This window comes from Niabella drilacis (assembly GCF_900101395.1).
Classification (GTDB): Bacteria; Bacteroidota; Bacteroidia; order Chitinophagales; family Chitinophagaceae; genus Niabella; species Niabella drilacis.
Map to the genome: position 1 here is coordinate 199,840 of NZ_FMZO01000002.1, position 17,658 is coordinate 217,497.

Below are 17,658 nucleotides of genomic sequence, written 5' to 3' on the forward strand. Positions count from 1 at the left end.
GAATAGTGGTTAAAGGCAAAAGCTGCAGTGCAGCGTTGCTTTTATTAGCAACGAACAGGAGATGGAATGGAGGTGCAGCGCACAGGTAATATAAGTCTCCCCCGAAAAGATTCCCGCCGCGTTGCGGCTACGGGTAAGTCCCTGGAAGTTCTTGTTACCATTATTTGCGGCGCGCTGCGCCTGCTATCAAAAGATCAGGTCTTTTTTAGCTTCCAAAGGCTTATTCATACTACATTTTATGGTAATAGACCTGTTTTTTATCCTGACGCGCTCCCGATAGCCATCGGGGTATTTTCCTATGCAAAAGCTCCTCTTTCAAGCATTGATGATAAACACTTTCCAGCAGCCCTCTACCCTTGATTTTGTGCACTTCAATGGCGTAACCTGTTATTTCATGGGCCAGGCTGCCCAGATATTTTTTTGTCAGCATGGGCTATATATCTATGTGGTTAAAAATAAGTTTAAATGACTTCATAAGACGCTGCAAGCCAAATATCTTTAATTTTGACATTTCATCAAAAGAAGATGGTCTTAAAATTATTATATGCGTTCCTTTTTTAAAATATTCCTGGCCTCCTTCCTGGCGATCCTCGTGTTCTGCGCTGTTGCGTTTTTCTTTTTTATGGGAATGGCCGGCAGTGCGGTTTCAAGCGCCATCCCGGTGATCTCCGATAAATCAGTATTGAAGATAGACCTGGGAGAGGCATATGTGGAGCTGCCTTCCAGTGACATACAATCGATGGTGCAGGAAAAATCACTGGCAGAAACACCCTCCCTTTATGATGTGCTCCGTTTGATCAAAAAGGCGAAGACCGATGACCGGATCAAAGCGATCTACCTGGTGGCAAACGGCAATGCAAACGGGTTTGCCTCCAGTGATGAGATCCGGACGGCACTGGCGGATTTTAAAGGTTCCGGCAAGGAGATCATTGCTTTCGGAAATACGATGACACAAAAGGCTTATTCCGTGGCAAATATTGCCAACAAGGTCTATGTAAGCCCCTCCGGTGATTTTGAGTGGGTGGGGTACCGGGTAAGCTACCTCTTTTTAAAGGGCGCGCTGGATAAACTGCAGATCAACCCGCAGATCTTTTATGCAGGAAAGTTCAAAAGCGCTACCGAGCCGCTTCGCGCAGAAAAAATGACCGAAGCAAACCAGCTGCAGACCCGTGCCTGGCTGAATGATTTGTATGCAGACCTGTTACAGAAAACAGCTGTTGCCAGGAAGCTGGATACGGCACTCCTTCATCAATGGGCCAATGAAGGAGTGGTGGTTACACCTCAGATCGCCGCAGCGCGTAACCTGATCGATGGGGTCCGCTATGATGACGAGCTGCAGGCAGAATTAAAACGCCGGTTGAAAATAGACAGTACCGGCAGGATCAATTTTGTGACCGTTGGCCAGTATGCCCAGGTGAATAAGGACCTGGGTGGTAGTGGTGAAAAAATTGCACTGATCTATGCAGCAGGCAATATTGTAGATGGTAAAGAAGAAGAGGGGGTGATCAGTGATGGCGCATACGTGGAGCTGTTGCGCAAGGCCCGCCTGGATCAATCAATAAAGGCCATTGTGGTACGCGTTAATTCGGGAGGGGGCAGTGCGCTGGCGAGCGATCATATCTGGAGGGAAATGAAAATGGCAAAAGCCGTAAAGCCCCTGGTGGTGAGCTTTGGCGATGTTGCGGCTTCCGGGGGGTATTATATGTCCTGTGCGGCAGACAGTATTTTTGCATTGCCTGGTACACTGACGGGATCGATCGGGGTATTTGGTGTGATCCCGGATATGAGCGCATTTCTGAAAAACAAACTGGGCGTAACCTTTGATGGCGTGAGCACCGGCCCTCTGGCAAATGCCGGCTCCATCGACCATCCTATGACGGAGCAGGAGCGGAAGATCGTACAGGGCAGTATTGAGCGCATCTATGAGCAGTTTAAACAACGCGTGGCAGAAGGCCGTAAAAGAGATACCGCCTATATAGAAACCATTGCGCAGGGACGTGTGTGGACAGGGCTGCGTGCAAAAGAGATCGGGTTGATCGATCGTTACGGCGGTCTGCAGGATGCGATCGATGCAGCAGCAAAAAAGGCCGGTCTGAAGGAATTTTCCGTAAAGGAATATCCCCGGTACGGGAGTCTGCTGGAACGCATCCTGGGGCTTAACAAAAGCAATAGTTCCGAAACAATGGTAAAACAGGAACTGGGCCCGGAATATGCCAGGGTATACCAGCAGCTGCGATCCGTAAAACAGATGATAAACAGTATACAGGCCCGGCTGCCGTTCGAGTTTTTTGTTCAATAGTCCATAGTCCATAGTCCATAGTCAATAGTTCATAGTCAATGGTCCATAGTCAATGGTCAGTGGTGAAGGAATCCTGTAAAAGAATAAGAGCGGGAATTTTAAATAGTAAACTGAATAAATCGCGCATCAACGAATGGAAATGAAGTATCGTCAGTCACGGGCGCTCTGGGCCATTACAAAGGCAAGTTTTAAAGCAATTTTCAGCCAGCCATCCTCTATTTTTTTCAGTTTGCTTTTCCCGATTGTTTTTATCCTGATTTTCGGAGCTTTTACCGACCGGCCACCGGCAGCAAGAAGGGTGGCGATCGACCCAGCCGGGGATACCACCGGCATTTTTTACGATAGTCTTTTGAAGAGCGGGCTTATGAACCTGGTGCATTATACAGACACTGCAGCCCGGAACGCCGACCTGGGCAAAGGTAAACTGGATGCGGTGCTGCTCATCAGGAATGCGAAGGACTCCTCCGGAAGCAGCACCGTGCTGTTGAGGACCAGCGAGGCCGGAGCCGCCGCATTGCCGGCATTGGTGCGGGCGATTGATTATACGGGCCTTCGCATCCAGTTAAACCAGGCCCATCTAAGGAAGGCATATACGATCCGGACGCAGATCGTTCCGGGCAAAAAATACCGTTCTATTGATTTTGTGCTGCCGGGGCAGCTCGGTTTTTCGGTGTTGTTCTCTACGTTGTTCGGGATCGCGTTTATCTTTTTCAATCTCAGGGAACAGCTGGTATTGAAACGATTTTATGCTTCGCCGGTAAAGAAGCTGAATATACTGGTGGGCATTGGTGTGAGCCGGCTTTTTTTTCAGCTGATCAACGTAGTGGTGCTGATCCTGTTTGGCCATTTCTTCCTGAACTTTACATTGGTGCACGGCGTATTGACTTTTTTTGAAATGCTGTTGCTGTCAGTAGTGATGCTGTTCCTGCTGATGGGCGTGGGGCTGATCATCAGCAGTATTGCAAAAAATGACACAGTAATTCCCCTCATGATCAACGTTTTCGGGTTCCCGCAGATACTGCTTTCCGGTACTTTTTTCCCCATTGATGTTTTCCCTAAATGGATGCAGCAGCTGTGCGGGTTATTGCCGCTGACCCAGTTCAATGATGCCATGCGCAAAGTATCTTTTGAAGGATTGCATCTTTACGACTGCTGGAGGGAGCTGGGATACCTGGGCATATGGATCGTGATCATTTATTTTGTTACTTCAAAAACGATGCGGTGGGAGTGAGGGTGGAGGGCTGTTCAAAGTTTCAGGTTCAAAGTTCCGGATCCTCGATGTCTAATATCGAATGGCTATCGTCTAAAGTCTCCTGTCATCTGATTAAAACATGAAATATATTAAACTGTTGTTTTTTAGTGGTGTCGTTCTTTTACTGGTCCTTACCGGGGTTACCTTGCTGCTGCCTTCCCATGTACGGGTATCCAGGGCTGTAAACCTGAATGCAGGAGCTGATTCCGTATTGAACCTGGTGAGCGATCTGTCGAAATGGGAGCGCTGGTATCCGGGGTTTGACACACTCGAGCTGAAAGCGGCGGTAACCGAAAACGGGCGGATCGTGAAAGCTTCGGTAAAGAATGTGCAACTGCAGGTAACAACCGATACCGACTCGCTTGTTACCGTTGAAATGAAAAAAGGAGCGCAGCCGGTATTCAATAACTGGAAGCTCATCCGTTATGCCCATTCAGACTCGCTGACCCTTCAGAACTACATGGATTTTGATTTTAAATGGTACCCCTGGGAACGCTTTGCCGGACTGCTGGTCGACCGGTCTTACGGGCAGCTTATGGAAGCGGGGCTGAAGCGCCTGAAAGAGCAGATGCAGGAATGATGGATTCAGGAATGGCCGCAATGGCTCAATGTCGCCAGGCGGATCAAGAGCCGGTTCCGGGTTTGATGTCAGAGAAGTTTCGGGGCTCAAATTCCCCGGAATTTCAGTGGCTGTTAATAAATTTGAGATTCCGCTGGATGCCTTTTAGCTTTGTGCGTTTGATAGGCGAATGTTTGAAGATCTTCCGGAACTGCTCTTCCGAAAACTGTTCCCATTCCGTGGTGGATAAATTGAGGATCTCCGGCAAGGGGGTGAACTCCTGCTGCTGGTTCGGTTTGCTGAACCGGTTCCAGGGACATACATCCTGGCAGATATCGCAGCCAAAGGCCCAGTTTTGAAACTGCCCTTTAACCGCGTCGGGTATCAGCGCATCTTTTAACTCAATCGTAAAATAGGAGATGCATTGGCTGCCGTTAACGACCCTGCCGGGCAGGATGGCCCCCGTGGGGCAGGCATCGAGGCATTTTGTGCAGCTGCCGCAAAAATCAGCACTGTAAGGGTCGTCGTACTGTAGCGGAAGATCCGTGATGAGGGTCGCAATAAAGTAAAAAGAGCCGGCCCCTTTTACCAGCAGGTTCCCGTTCTTACCGATCCAGCCCAACCCGCTTTGCCGGGCCCAGCTGCGTTCCAGCACCGGAGCAGAGTCTACAAAACCCCTGCCATTGATCTCACCAACCTGTTCCCTGATGTATTGGAGAAGGATGTTCAGCCGCGCGCGGATCACTTCATGGTAGTCATGACCGTAGGCGTATTTGGAAATACGGGGTCCGTCTGTTTGCTGTTGCTGCTGCGGAAAATAATTCATCAGCAGGGTGATCACAGACCGGGCGCCCGGGACCAGCTTTGCCGGGTCGATCCTCAGATCGAAGTAGTTCTCCATATACTGCATGCTGCCATGCATGCCTTTGGATAGCCATTGCTCCAGCCTTCGTGCATCTTCATCCAGCTGCACCGCTTTTGCAATGCCACAATAACTGAAACCGAGTTCCCTGCTGTACTGCTTAATAAGGTGGGTATGTGCTGCGGCCGGATTCACCGGGTAAAATTACTGGCTTCCCTTGTAACAGGGCCTAAAATTTATTTTCCTCCTGATTTTACGCGGCAGGAGTATACTTTTTTTCAGGACAGAACGGGGAGCCAACAGCTTTGAATGATTTTTGAGCAAGAGCCATGACAGTACAGGATGGATAGCTGTACTTTTTAACTAACTTTAGCAGGATCCCTACCCGGAAAAAATATACCAATGCTTGTCTTATATAGCGTCAGATGAAAACGGAAGAAATTACATTTATTAAAGGACTAAAAAATGGAGAAACACTGGCTTATACCAGGATCTATGATCTGTATCATGAGCGCCTGTATTCCTTTGTGATCCGCTTTGTAAAAGTTCCTGAACTCGCAGAAGATATTTTGCAGGAAGTATTTCTTACGTTGTGGAAAGTACGGGAGCGGGTAGACAGTGAGCAGTCGCTGCAGGCCTATTTGTATAAGATTTCCAGGAATTGCGTATTTAAAGCGCTTAAAAAGAATGCCCGGCAGCAACAGTTCCGGGAACGAATTATGGCCGCATCGGGTGCCGGCGCAAAAACGGCGTCTGATGAAGAGCGGCTGACCTGGAAGGAATACGAAAACATCCTGACCGACGCGATTGATGCACTGCCGGTACAGCGCCGGAAAGTGTTTAAACTGTGCAGGGACGAGGGGAAGACCTATGATGGCGTTGCCGCTGAGCTGGGCATTTCTAAAAACACCGTGAAAGAACATATGGTACTGGCAACAAGAGCTATAAAATTGCATATAAGCAAGTATGTTGACTTTCAGTCGCTGCTGCTCTTCCTGGTCCTTTCCTGCATGTAGCCCCTCATTCCAAAAAAAACAGGTAGAGGACCCACCCGGTTTTATATTCCAGGGATATTATAATAAATAACGGCTAAATCCACATTGCCAATGGAGAAGGATATTCGCTATTATAAAGACCTCCTTAAGAGGTATACGAACGATGAGTGCTCTCCGGAAGAGATAGCACAGCTAATGGACTTTTTACATGGCCGGGAGTCTAACCGCCTGCTGCTGGCCGAAATCCGGAGCAGGTACAATGAAGGTGAGCAAACGGGAAACCTGAAGATCACAGAACACCAGAGCCGGCGGATCAGGGAACTGCTGCTGCAAACAGCGGCAGCAGAAAAGCCGGCGCATGGGCTCTTCAGGATTAGGAACTTCGTTTGGGCTGCTGCTGCGGTACTGTTGGTCTGCACAGGATTGTATTGGTTTTATACACAGGAGCCTGTTCAAATGGAAAAACAGGGCCGCCCGGAGGCAAGACTGATCAAACCGGGAACAGAAAAGGCAACACTTACCTTCCCGGACGGGACCGTGCGCAACCTGGATGAGGATGCTAAGGGCGTCTTATATCAAAAGGACGGGCTTGTTATTTCAAGAATGGCAGACGGGGCTATCCGGTATGCGCTGTTGCCCGGGACGCAGGATCGTACAGTGCCGGAAGCATTAAAAACAGCCCTTAGTACCCCGGTTGGCGGAGAATGCAGGGTCGTACTCCCGGATGGTTCCCGGCTTTGGCTTAACGCCCTTTCAGAGGTGAGATTTCCCGTAATGTTTTCAAAACAGGAGCGCCGGGTGCAGGCCAGGGGAGAAGTGTATTTTGAAGTGGCAAAGAATGCCCGGCAGCCATTTAAAGTATTTTCCGGTGGCCAGGTGATAGAGGTACTCGGAACGCATTTTGTGGTACACACCAATACAGATAATACGGTAATCAGAACTACGTTGCTGGAGGGGTCTATCCGCCTTTCCAATGGGAAAACAACAAAGATCTTAAAGCCTGGCCAGGAATCAAGAACCGCTCAGGATGAGCAGGATATTGCTGTTGAAGCAAAGCGGAATGCGGAGGCTGCAGTGGCCTGGAAAGATGGTTATTTTATTTTTGACAATACCGATTTTAAAACGGTGGAGGATCAGTTGAGTAAATGGTATGATGTCGAGTTTGTCTATGACCACCGGCCCGATAAGTTACTCTATGGTACCATCGAAAGAAAGACCGAACTGGCCAAAGTGCTCAAAATGCTGGAGATCGTGGGCAATATTCACTTTAAAACAGAAGGGAGAAAAATATATGTAACAGAATAGAACAAAGAACCTATTAATACAAAACCGGAAGTGCGGGAACACCTCCGGCGGCGTCAGGTCAAGATAAAACAGAACGTTGTAGTCATATTATCTAAAACCATAACAAATACAAATGTATGAATTTTAACATTCATAGCGGGGGCAATGTGCTGCGCAGGATTGTCCGTTTACTTCTTCCTTGCGGAGCAATTAAATCTAAAACTTTCTTAGTGATGAAACTGACCGTTTTGCTACTGGTGGCATTCTGCCTGAAGGCAGGTGCATCGGCCTGGTCACAGCAGATAACCATTAAAGCAAGGAATGAGCCGTTTAAAAAAGTAATGGAACAGATCGGCCAGCAGAGCGGGTATTCGATCCTAGCTGATGTGAAGGAGTTGAACAATGCCCGGAACCTGTCACTCAGCCTGAAAAACGTTCCTTTAAAACAGGCGTTGGAAGTCTGTTTTGCCGATCAGCCCTTCAGCTATCAGCTGATGGATAAAACGATCCTGATCACCAGCCGCAAACAATATGTAGTGCCGCTTTCCTGGGTGCTGAACGGTAAAGTGATCAATGAAAAGGGGGAGCCGGTTGCCGGGGCTTCTGTTTCCGTTAAGAACTCGAACCGGGGCGCTTCTACTGATCTGAATGGTAAGTTTATGATTGAAGTGGATGCCGAAACAGACTCGCTGATGATCACCTATGTGGGATACAAACAGAAAACCATCGCTGTGGGGACGGCAAAGGATATCACCATTACCCTGGAGGTGGATCTTGAAAAGCAAAAGATCGAAGAAGTGGTGATTGTCGGTTTTGGCACGCAAAAGAAAAAGGACATGGTGGGGGCCGTCACTTCCGTAACTCCGTCCGATTTAAAGATCCCGGCCAGCAACCTCACTACGGCACTGGCCGGCCGTATCGCCGGCCTGATCGCCTTTCAGCGGTCCGGAGAACCGGGCAATGATAATGCACAGTTCTTTATAAGGGGCGTTACCACGTTCGGGTATAAAAAAGACCCGCTGATCCTCATCGACGGAATTGAAGTGACCACAACAGACCTGGCCCGCCTGCGGGTGGAAGATATTGCTTCATTTTCTATTTTGAAGGACGCCACTTCCACGGCGGTTTATGGTGCCAGGGGAGCCAACGGGGTCATATTGATCGCCACCAAGAGGGGGGGAGTGGGTAAAGCGAAGATATCGCTGAATGCAGAGAACTCCGTATCCATGCCTACCAGGGACCTGGAGCTGGCAGACCCTGTTACCTATATGAAAATGGCCAATGAAGCAAGAGCTACCCGGGGCAACCTGCAATTGCTGTACTCGCAGGAGAAAATTGAGCGCACGGCGCAGCCCGGTGCCAATCCCTATATTTTTCCGGCCGTAGACTGGCGGGAGATGCTATTCAAAAAGCAGACGATGAACCAGCGCTACTATCTGAATGTGAGTGGTGGCGGTGGGGTGGCCCGTTATTTTGTATCGGGCTCAATGACCCGGGATAACGGGGTGCTGAAAGTGGATAACCGGAATAATTTTAATAATAATATCAGCCTGAAAAGCTATTCCCTGCGCTCCAATATTGATATTGATGTTACCAAATCCACCCTGCTTACGGTGCGTCTGAATGGCAATTTTGACGACTATACCGGTCCGGTCCTTGGAGGCGATGCCATGTACTACGCGGTGATGCATGCCAACCCCGCCATGTACCCGGCTTTTTTTGCTCCGGATTCTGCCAACCAGTACGCCAATCATATCCTGTTTGGCGGAACTACCAAAACCGGTATGCTGAACCCTTACGCAGAAATGGTAAGAGGGTATAAGGATTATTCCCGGTCGCTTATGCTGGCACAGCTGGAATTAAAGCAGGACCTGGGCGCTATCACCAAGGGATTGAACTGGCGCACTATGATGAACACCAACCGCCTGTCCTACTTTGATGTGTCGCGGTTTTACAATCCCTATTATTACGAAGTGGGCGGGTATGACCTTTTAAATAATACCTATTCGCTTTTGCCGATCAATGAGCAAACCGGTACGGAATATCTCGGCTATAGTGAAGGCCCCAAAACGGTGCAGACCTTCTTTTACCTGGAGTCTGCCCTCAACTACAACCGTACTTTTGGCGGTAAACATAATATCAGCGGGTTGTTGGTATACATGATGAACCAGCGGCTCAACGGCAATGCCGGCGATCTGCAGCTCTCCCTGCCCTTCCGGAATGTTGGGGTATCCGGCCGGGCTACTTATGGGTACAATGAGCGGTATTATGCGGAATTTAATTTTGGCTATAACGGTTCCGAGCGTTTTTCTACGGATAAGCGCTTCGGGTTTTTCCCATCGGCGGGGATCGCCTGGAATATCTCCAACGAAACGTTTTTTGAGCCCATCAAAAAGGTGGTCAATAACTTCAAGCTGCGCTATACCTATGGACTGGTGGGCAACGATGCCATCGGCAGTCCGCAGGACCGTTTCTTTTATCTTTCCAACGTGAACATGAACAGCGGTTCCCGCGCAGCGAGCTTCGGATTTGGCGATGGTGCCTCCACCACTTATGCGTTGAGCGGGGTACAGGTAAACCGGTATGCCAATGATAACATCACCTGGGAAAAATCGAAACAGCAAAACCTGGGGATAGAAATGGGGATCCTGGAAGACCTGAATCTGAAGGCCGACTTCTTTAAGCAAGAGCGTACCAATATCCTTATGACACGCTATGTACCGGCCAGCATGGGACTTGCAGCCGCTACCATGGCCAATGTAGGTAAGGCCTCTTCAAAAGGAATTGATGCCTCCCTGGATTATAAAAAGAACATCGGTGACAATTTCTGGATATCGGGCCTGGCCAATTTTACCTATGCAAAAAGCCGCTATGATGTATACGAGGAGCCGGACTATAAGGATAAGTACCGCTCTCACGTAGGGCAGTCCATTGGCCAGGTATACGGATATATAGCGGAGCGGTTGTTTATCGATGATGCGGAGGCCGCCAATGCGCCCCGGCAGAATTCTACAGACCCGGTACTTGGGGGTGATATCAAATACCTTGATGTGAATAAAGATGGTCAGATAACCGAGGCCGACCAGGTACCTATTGGCTACCCCACCAACCCCGAGATCAACTACGGGTTTGGTATTTCCTCCGGGTATAAGGGCATCGATTTTTCTGTTTTCTTTAATGGTATTGCACGCGAATCCTTCTGGATCAATGTGGCTGGTTTTGATAATAACGGGCGGTATGCAGGAACGGCACCTTTTGTGGCTGGCACACAGGTGCTGAAGGCCTATGCCGACAGTTACTGGTCGGAAGAGAACCAGAATGTTTATGCCATCTGGCCCCGCCTCAGCGAAAATATTCACGCCAATAATACAAAGATCAGTACCTGGTTTATGCGGAACGGTGCTTTCCTGCGGCTGAAACAGGTAGAGCTGGGGTATACCATGCCCAGGAACATATTAAAAAAGCTCAGCGCCTCTACCTTACGGATTTACGTAAATGCCATGAACCCGCTTACCTTCAGCAACTTTAAATTATGGGATCCGGAGATGGGCGGAAATGGTCTTGGTTACCCGATCCAGAAAGTGTACAATGCGGGTATACAGCTAACATTTAATTAATTCTTCCGGCAGATAAATTCAACAGATATATGAAAAGAATTTTGTTCTACAGCACAATACTTTTGATCATAGCAGCAGCGTCCTGCAAAAAATATGTGGACATAGTGCCCGATAAGATTGCAACCATTGAGAATGCTTTTACCAGCAGGCAGCAGGCAGAAAAATTTTTGTTCACCTGTTACTCCTATATGCCCAGGGACGCCGAAGTGAACGTGAATCCCGGTCTTACCGGGGGCGATGAGCTGATACCGCTTCAGTCCCGCTGGGGCTCCGTTGGATATATGTTTGGGATTGCGCGGGGCAACCAGAATTTTGTAACGCCCATTGGGAATGACCAGTATTGGGGGGCCATGTTCAGAGCGCTCCGCGATTGCAATATATTCCTGGAACATATCGGCAGCGTGCCGGGTATGCGCCCCTGGGAGCGGACCAACTGGATCGCAGAAGTGAAATTCCTGAAAGCATACTATCATTTTCTCCTGGTGCGGGCCTATGGTCCCATTCCGCTGGTAAAAGAAAACCTTCCGGTAGATGCGCCCATGGAACAAACAAAGGTAAAGCGCATGCCGGTGGATTCCTGTTTCGGGTATATTGCCCAGCTGCTGGATGAAGCCAGGGATTCCCTGCCCGATGCTATTGAACGGCAGGACCTGCTGGGCAAGATCTCCCGTCCCGTGGCTTATGCCTTCAGGGCAAAAGTACTGGTCACTGCAGCCAGCCCGTTGTTCAACGGCAATACCGATCAGGCCGGTCTTAAAAACAGGGATGGAGGGCCATTGTTTACCCAGGCAGCTGATCCGGCAAAATGGGAAAAAGCGGCTGCCGCCTGTAAAGAGGCTGTGGACCTGTGTACTTCCCTGGGGTATAAACTCTACACGATGGACCCGGTTTACAAAGGAGTGAAACTGACCAGTACCATTCAAACCCAGCTCAGCCTTCGCAACAGCATGGCGGTCAAATGGAACAGCGAGATCATCTGGGCCAATACACAAAGCCTGGCCGGCTACGTGCAGGCCGCAGCCGGGTTGCGGTGGGATCCTGCTTTCAGCGACAACACGGCGGTACAAAATATCCTGGATGCACCGTTAAAAATAGCAGAGTCCTTTTACAGCAGGAACGGCGTCCCGATCGAGGAAGACAAAACCTATAATTACAACAGCCGGTACGACCTGCGGACGGCAACAAAAGAGGAAGGACTGTATGTACGCCAGGGCTATGTTACAGCAGGACTGAATTTTGACCGGGAGCCGCGCTTTTATGCCGACCTGGCCTTTGATGGCGGGATCTGGTACGGGCAGGGCCGTTTTGATGACAGCAACCCCCTCAACCTGTTTTACATCCAGGGCAAAAAAGGCCAATTCAACGGACTGGCCAACCCGGCCTATGGTCCTGTTACGGGGTATACTTTTAAAAAATGCATCAACTTCGAAAATGTGATCGGGAATACCGGTACTTATACCGTGCTTTCCTACCCCTGGCCAATGATCCGGCTGGCCGATCTGTACCTGTTGTATGCGGAAGCACTAAATGAAGTAGAAGGACCGACGGCCGATGTTTACCAGTATGTGAACCTCGTAAGACAAAGGGCCGGCATCCCGGACGTACAAACAGCATGGACCAATTTTTCCAGGAACTCCGCAAAGTTCACCACGAAAGACGGCATGCGCAGTATCATTCATCGCGAGCGCAACCTGGAGCTGGCTTTTGAAGGGCATAAGTTCTGGGACACACGCAGGTGGAAGGACGACGCCATCCGGGAATACAACGGCGACCTGCGCGGCTGGGATATAAGCCAGCAGCAGGCTGCGGCTTATTATAACCCGGTAACCCTGTTTACACAGAAATTTACCTTAAGGGACTACTTCTGGCCGATTGCCGAAGCGGAACTAACGGCAAACAGGAACCTGGTTCAAAATCTTGGCTGGTAAAAATATTCATTTCAATTAATATCATATGAGAAGAAAATATTGGGTACAGGCATTGCTGGCGTTGCTGATCCTGGCAGGATGCGGCAAAGAAGCCGTTTACAACTACACAGATCCGGGCGCCCCGGCACCGGCCCCTATTACAGATATACAAGTGGTGCCTACTCCGGGCGGGGGGTACATCCTCTATAAGCTGCCGGTAGACCCCAACCTGTCTTATGTAAAAGCAGAGTATGAATTGCAGCCGGGTGTTAAAAGCGAGACGAAGACCTCGATTTTTAATGATACGCTCAAAATAACAGGGTTTGGCGATACGCGGGAGCGCACCATATCGGTTTACAGCGTGGGAAAGAATGAAAAGAGATCCGAGCCGGTTACTGTTCATCTTACGCCGCTGACACCACCGGTAGCTTCCGTTTTTAATTCGCTTGTAGTGGCGCCGGCCTTCGGCGGGGTGTCGGTAAAATATGAAAACCCAACTGGTACCAACCTGGTTACAACGCTGCTCTATGATAGTACCGGCAACGGAACCTGGAAGGAAGTACGCTCCTATTATTCGGCAGCTACCACCGGTGTTTTTTCTGTCAGGGGATTTGATGCAACGCCTCACCGGTTTGCCGTATACCTGCGCGACCGATGGAACAACCATTCCGATAGCCTGCAAAAAATGATTACACCACTGTTTGAACAGTTCATTCCCAAGAATACCTGGAAAGCCCTGTACCTGCCCAACGACGGATACCAGTATGTGGAAAGCTTTAGCCTGCCGCATGTGTATGACGGCATTTGGGGCAGCGGCCGGTACGACGGAATATTTGCCTCCCGTCACACGCTCGATATTCCGCAGTGGATCACACTGGACCTGGGGGTTACCATCCGGTTTAGCCGGATGAAGGTATGGCACTATTTTGAGTCGCCCTTTGCAGGCGCCAGCGTAAGAGCTTTTGAGATATGGGGCTCCAATAACCCGGCGGCAGACGGCAGCTGGGATAGCTGGACCAAACTGAGCAGCTTTGAATTTGTAAAGCCTTCCGGGTTGCCGCAGGGACAGGTAACGGCAGATGATATCAACTATTCGGTAACCAACGGGGGCGATTTTGATTTCCCGGTGGATCTGCAGGGAACCTACCGTTATGTCCGTTTTAAAACCGTTGCCACCTATGCCAGCTCGGGGCCTATCGGCCAGGTAGTACTACCGGAGATCAGCTTCTGGGGCGTTATTCAATAAATTAACAAAGGCTAAAATTGTAGTAACAATGAATCATAAGTACCAGCTCTCAATAGGCGTGTTATTATTATTGCTGAGCGCCGCTTGTACCAAAATAGACAACAGCTATAAAGATTTTGTAGTACCCGGGGGAAGGGTTTATGTGGAAAAACCCAGGAATGCAGCCGCTTATGCAGGGTATCATAAAGTTCAGATAGCCTGGGTAAAGGCTTCGGACCCCAATGTTTCAGGAGCAAAGATCTACTGGAACAACTATGCCGATTCTGTGATGATAACCGTAAATCCGCAGCAGGATACGGTCCGTACCGTCATCAATGGATTACTGGAGCAGTATTATACATTTGTGATCCAGACTTTTGATAAGAACGGAAACACTTCCGTACCGGTGGAGATCACCGGTCGCTCTATTGGCGATACCTACCTGTCGGGCCTTTCGCAGCGCTTCCTGCAATCCGCCTTTTACCGTTCGGGAACATTTAATGCAAAGTGGGGAGCCGCGGCTGTATATAACGGCGCGGTAGGGGTAAAGATCTTTTATACCGACGTGGCAGGTAAGGCAAAGGAAAAATTTGTTCCTAACGATGAAACGAATACTATTATCAGTGATTACAGCGATACTACGGGTTTCAGGTATACAACGCTTTATAAAGCGGACACATCGGCCATCGACACTATTTATACCCCCATGTCGGCAATAGCAGATATCAAAATGGATAAATCGTTGTGGAAAGTAGTGGCATTCTCTACCCAGCACCCGGGGGCAGACAATGCAGCAACCAACCTGATCGACGGTACTTTTACAACCCGCTGGCATACCCTGGCGTCGGGCTCCTCCTATCCGCATTTTATTGTGGTGGATATGGGCTCCATGATAACGATCTCCAAATTCAGCGTGGAAAGAACCAATAAAGACGCGCCTAATGGTGATGAACGGGGCCCCGATAAATTTCAGCTCCTGGTCAGCAATGATAACACAAGCTGGACAGACCTGGGTGTTTTTAATTTTAACCGGTTTGTTGATGGGGAACAAATGTATAATATTGCAAATGCACCGAAGTCCAGGTATTTCAAATTTGTTGGTTTGTCCGGTCCCCAGGCTTATATGGTGCTGGGCGAGGTGAGTGTTTATGGGTTCTGAGGGATCAGCGGAGATGGCGTTTCCCTGGTACCGCTTCTGCGAATGGTATTGCAACCGGCAAATGATGCGGGAAGCGCTGCGTGTAGTTTTATAGCATCCCTTCCGGAACAGAACCGGTCTTCCCCTAAAAAGAGGTGTTCATGAATGTTCAGGACAGGCAATTGATGATTTTGAGTTACATTCAGCAGGGCATTGTTAAAAAGCTTCTTTAGATGGAAGGGGTTTGCCCGCACCCTTACCTCAGCAATATCACAGGATTGGCCATGAACCATTATATCAGGATAAAGGCCCGCAGCAGCGGCCGGACAGGAGAAGCCCGTACGCGGTGCTGGTACCTTGTTTGCTTTGGCAGGCGTACGGTCTTCCTGTTTTATGTGCTTTTTTGTTCCTTTTCTTCTATTGCCCGGAGCGGCCCGCCGGCCCTCATCCCGCTTCCGCAGGAACTGCAATGGACGCAGGACCGCTTTGATCTGTCCAAAGCCCAAACGATCTATGTGCCGCAGAAAGCGCTGGCGTCCGTTGTAGCCCGGTTCCGGCCGGCGGCATTAAAAAAGCTTACGGTCAAACAGGGACATCCGGGTGCAAAGGAGACCGGCTATATCTTGATAGGACTGGATGAGCTGCAGGCACCTTATCATGCAGAAGAAGCCTACCAGATCCGGAGCTCAGAAAGTAGTGTACGGCTGATAGCCAATACCACACACGGCGTCTTTAATGGCTTGCAGACACTGGGGCAGCTGATCAGCAACAATCGGATCCCTGGTTGTATCATTAAAGATTACCCGGCTTTTTCCTGGAGGGGATACATGGTGGATGTGGGGCGTAATTTTCAGTCGGTGGATCAGCTGAAACAGCAGATCGATAAAATGGCGGCATATAAGCTCAATATCTTTCATTTTCATCTTACTGAGAATGTGGCGTGGAGACTACAGATCCGGAAATATTCCGCATTAACGGCAGCAGCGAATATGACGCGCAATAAAGGGGATTATTATACCGTAGCGGATATGAAGGAACTCATCCGCTATTGCCGGGAGCGGTTTATAACGCTGGTTCCGGAAATTGATATGCCGGGTCATAGCGAGGCATTTACCCGGTCCATGGGCACAAATATGCAAAGCGACCGTGGGGCTGCGATCATGCAGGATATTTTAAGAGAGGTCTGTGCAACTTATGATGTGCCCTATATACATATCGGTGCCGATGAGGTGTCCATCACCAATAAAAATTTTGTTCCGGGAGCTGAAGCATTGCTGGATTCCTGTGGAAAAAAGGTCATCGCCTGGAACCCGGGGGAGGCCAAAAGCAGCAAAACGATGCAGCATTTGTGGAAGGCGGAAGACCGGCATTATAAAAATGATACGATTGGAAAATACATCGACTCCCGGTTCCTTTACATCAGTGATATGGACCCGGAGAATACGGTGGTCACGATTTTTAACCGTAAATTTTTTGAGCAGGATCATGGGAATAAAAATTTGCTGGGCGCCGAGATCTGCTTATGGAATGACCGGAGGGTAGCAGATCAAAAGGATCTTTTGATACAGAATACCCTCTATCCTGCAATGCTTACATTTGCCGAGCGGAGCTGGCGCGGGGGAGGTTATGATGGAGTTTCTTTTGCCATTGGAGCCGGTAAGCCGGAACGTATAAAGGATTTTGAAGACTTTGAGCAGCGCCTGCTGGATCATAAACGGGAACATTTTGCCGCATTGCCATTTAACTATGTAAAGCAAACGGGTATCCGCTGGAAGCTTTTAGGGCCGTTTAAAAATAACGGGGACCTGGGGCAGTCGTTCTGGCCGGAGCAAGGGGGCGCTTCATTAAAAGATTCGGCCGGGATACCGGTTACCGGCGGTACGGTTTGGCTCTGGCATACGCACTATCCGCTTACAGGCGCCTGGGTGCAGGATCCCCGAACCCAGACTACCTGGTATGCCTATACCTGTTTCCTCAGCCCGGTTTCAGGAACGGTCGATTTCTGGCTCGACACCAAGGACCAGTCAAAATCCGGCGCGGATGCAACGCCTCCGAAGGGGGAATGGGACTATAATAAAAGCAAAATCTGGATCAACCGGCAGCGGATCGATCCGCCGGTATTCCAATTTGCCGGGCGAAAAAGCGGGCTGCTTGAAGACCCGCTTGTAGATGAAATGTTCTATATCCGCCCGCCCCGGAAAATAGTGGTTCATAAAGGGTGGAACAGCATTCTGGTGAAACTTCCCGTAGACCAGTTTGACCCGTTAAAGGACTGGCAGGTGCCTCCCAAACTTATGTTTACCGTTATTCCCTTAAAAAAAACGCAGGGGGAACTAAACCGGGAAAGCACCGGCTGGCTGTTCGATCCCGGAAAGTAGAAAAGAACGCTCTTCCGGCGGGTAACTAATTTTCCTGCAATAATTGCATAAAGTATTTATTCTGACTGAATTATAGTCAGTTTGAAGGGGTGCTTCCTGACAAAATTTCCGCTAAAACCGGCTTGGATTTTGATTTGCTATG

At 49.4% G+C, this 17,658-nt stretch carries 13 protein-coding genes; 10 read left to right on the forward strand and 3 right to left on the reverse strand.

From position 1 onward, the window contains the following. Positions 1 to 229: 229 nt before the first annotated feature. Complete coding sequence (locus BLS44_RS27100; protein ID WP_090388806.1) at positions 230 to 430, reverse strand: GxxExxY protein; 201 nt, start codon at positions 428 to 430, stop codon at positions 230 to 232. A 114-nt stretch (positions 431 to 544) separates the two neighbouring features. On the opposite strand from BLS44_RS27100, the gene sppA reads away from it, so the two are divergent. From sppA to BLS44_RS04260, 3 genes are all read left to right on the forward strand, one after another. Then, positions 545 to 2,299 carry a signal peptide peptidase SppA gene (gene sppA, locus BLS44_RS04250; RefSeq protein WP_090388807.1) on the forward strand — a complete coding sequence of 585 codons (1,755 nt, stop codon included), beginning with the start codon at positions 545 to 547 and terminating at the stop codon, positions 2,297 to 2,299. A gap of 133 nt (positions 2,300 to 2,432) precedes the next feature. Then, complete coding sequence (locus tag BLS44_RS04255) at positions 2,433 to 3,530, forward strand: ABC transporter permease (RefSeq protein WP_245729094.1); 1,098 nt, start codon at positions 2,433 to 2,435, stop codon at positions 3,528 to 3,530. 100 nt (positions 3,531 to 3,630) lie between these two features. After that, complete coding sequence (locus BLS44_RS04260; RefSeq protein ID WP_090388808.1) at positions 3,631 to 4,131, forward strand: SRPBCC family protein; 501 nt, start codon at positions 3,631 to 3,633, stop codon at positions 4,129 to 4,131. A gap of 103 nt (positions 4,132 to 4,234) precedes the next feature. On the opposite strand, the gene queG is transcribed toward BLS44_RS04260, so the two are convergent. Then, complete coding sequence (gene queG / locus BLS44_RS04265; protein ID WP_090388809.1) at positions 4,235 to 5,167, reverse strand: tRNA epoxyqueuosine(34) reductase QueG; 933 nt, start codon at positions 5,165 to 5,167, stop codon at positions 4,235 to 4,237. 230 nt (positions 5,168 to 5,397) lie between these two features. Here queG and BLS44_RS04270 point away from each other — a divergent pair, with 230 nt between their 5' ends. The 6 genes from BLS44_RS04270 to BLS44_RS04295 all read left to right on the forward strand — a co-directional run bounded on the left by BLS44_RS04270 (position 5,398) and on the right by BLS44_RS04295 (position 15,159). Next, the gene (locus tag BLS44_RS04270) at positions 5,398 to 5,988 is read left to right on the forward strand and encodes an RNA polymerase sigma-70 factor (protein ID WP_090388810.1); all 591 of its coding nucleotides are present in this window, start codon (positions 5,398 to 5,400) and stop codon (positions 5,986 to 5,988) included. A gap of 90 nt (positions 5,989 to 6,078) precedes the next feature. Next, positions 6,079 to 7,272: a FecR family protein gene (locus BLS44_RS04275; RefSeq protein ID WP_090388811.1), complete on the forward strand. Its 1,194-nt coding sequence runs from the start codon at positions 6,079 to 6,081 to the stop codon at positions 7,270 to 7,272. Between the two features lie 212 nt (positions 7,273 to 7,484). Next, positions 7,485 to 10,868 (forward strand): TonB-dependent receptor, encoded by a 3,384-nt coding sequence (locus BLS44_RS04280; RefSeq protein WP_245729095.1) that lies wholly within the window; start codon positions 7,485 to 7,487, stop codon positions 10,866 to 10,868. 29 nt (positions 10,869 to 10,897) lie between these two features. Next, a complete protein-coding gene (locus BLS44_RS04285; protein WP_090388813.1) occupies positions 10,898 to 12,796 on the forward strand; it encodes a RagB/SusD family nutrient uptake outer membrane protein in 1,899 nt (632 codons plus the stop codon). A gap of 25 nt (positions 12,797 to 12,821) precedes the next feature. Continuing rightward, the gene (locus BLS44_RS04290; protein ID WP_090388814.1) at positions 12,822 to 14,021 is read left to right on the forward strand and encodes a DUF4959 domain-containing protein; all 1,200 of its coding nucleotides are present in this window, start codon (positions 12,822 to 12,824) and stop codon (positions 14,019 to 14,021) included. A gap of 28 nt (positions 14,022 to 14,049) precedes the next feature. Further along, positions 14,050 to 15,159 (forward strand): DUF4998 domain-containing protein, encoded by a 1,110-nt coding sequence (locus BLS44_RS04295; protein WP_090388815.1) that lies wholly within the window; start codon positions 14,050 to 14,052, stop codon positions 15,157 to 15,159. Here BLS44_RS04295 and BLS44_RS26450 read toward each other — a convergent pair. Beyond that, positions 15,147 to 15,431, reverse strand: a complete 285-nt coding sequence (locus BLS44_RS26450) for a hypothetical protein (RefSeq protein ID WP_176954311.1) — start codon at positions 15,429 to 15,431, stop codon at positions 15,147 to 15,149. The genes BLS44_RS04295 and BLS44_RS26450 overlap by 13 nt on opposite strands. Between BLS44_RS26450 and BLS44_RS04300 the strand changes: the two genes are divergently transcribed. After that, positions 15,423 to 17,516 carry a family 20 glycosylhydrolase gene (locus tag BLS44_RS04300; RefSeq protein WP_176954312.1) on the forward strand — a complete coding sequence of 698 codons (2,094 nt, stop codon included), beginning with the start codon at positions 15,423 to 15,425 and terminating at the stop codon, positions 17,514 to 17,516. The genes BLS44_RS26450 and BLS44_RS04300 overlap by 9 nt on opposite strands. The last annotated feature ends 142 nt before the right edge of the window (positions 17,517 to 17,658 follow it).

Bases quoted from the DNA above. Each gene is read 5' to 3' on its own strand.
- BLS44_RS27100 (WP_090388806.1), bottom strand. From the start codon at position 430: ATGCTGACAAAAAAATATCTGGGCAGCCTGGCCCATGAAATAACAGGT.
- sppA (WP_090388807.1), top strand. From the start codon at position 545: ATGCGTTCCTTTTTTAAAATATTCCTGGCCTCCTTCCTGGCGATCCTC.
- BLS44_RS04255 (WP_245729094.1), top strand. From the start codon at position 2,433: ATGGAAATGAAGTATCGTCAGTCACGGGCGCTCTGGGCCATTACAAAG.
- BLS44_RS04260 (WP_090388808.1), top strand. From the start codon at position 3,631: ATGAAATATATTAAACTGTTGTTTTTTAGTGGTGTCGTTCTTTTACTG.
- BLS44_RS04270 (WP_090388810.1), top strand. From the start codon at position 5,398: ATGAAAACGGAAGAAATTACATTTATTAAAGGACTAAAAAATGGAGAA.
- BLS44_RS04275 (WP_090388811.1), top strand. From the start codon at position 6,079: ATGGAGAAGGATATTCGCTATTATAAAGACCTCCTTAAGAGGTATACG.
- BLS44_RS04280 (WP_245729095.1), top strand. From the start codon at position 7,485: ATGAAACTGACCGTTTTGCTACTGGTGGCATTCTGCCTGAAGGCAGGT.
- BLS44_RS04285 (WP_090388813.1), top strand. From the start codon at position 10,898: ATGAAAAGAATTTTGTTCTACAGCACAATACTTTTGATCATAGCAGCA.
- BLS44_RS04290 (WP_090388814.1), top strand. From the start codon at position 12,822: ATGAGAAGAAAATATTGGGTACAGGCATTGCTGGCGTTGCTGATCCTG.
- BLS44_RS04295 (WP_090388815.1), top strand. From the start codon at position 14,050: ATGAATCATAAGTACCAGCTCTCAATAGGCGTGTTATTATTATTGCTG.
- BLS44_RS04300 (WP_176954312.1), top strand. From the start codon at position 15,423: ATGAACCATTATATCAGGATAAAGGCCCGCAGCAGCGGCCGGACAGGA.
- BLS44_RS26450 (WP_176954311.1), bottom strand. From the start codon at position 15,431: ATGGTTCATGGCCAATCCTGTGATATTGCTGAGGTAAGGGTGCGGGCA.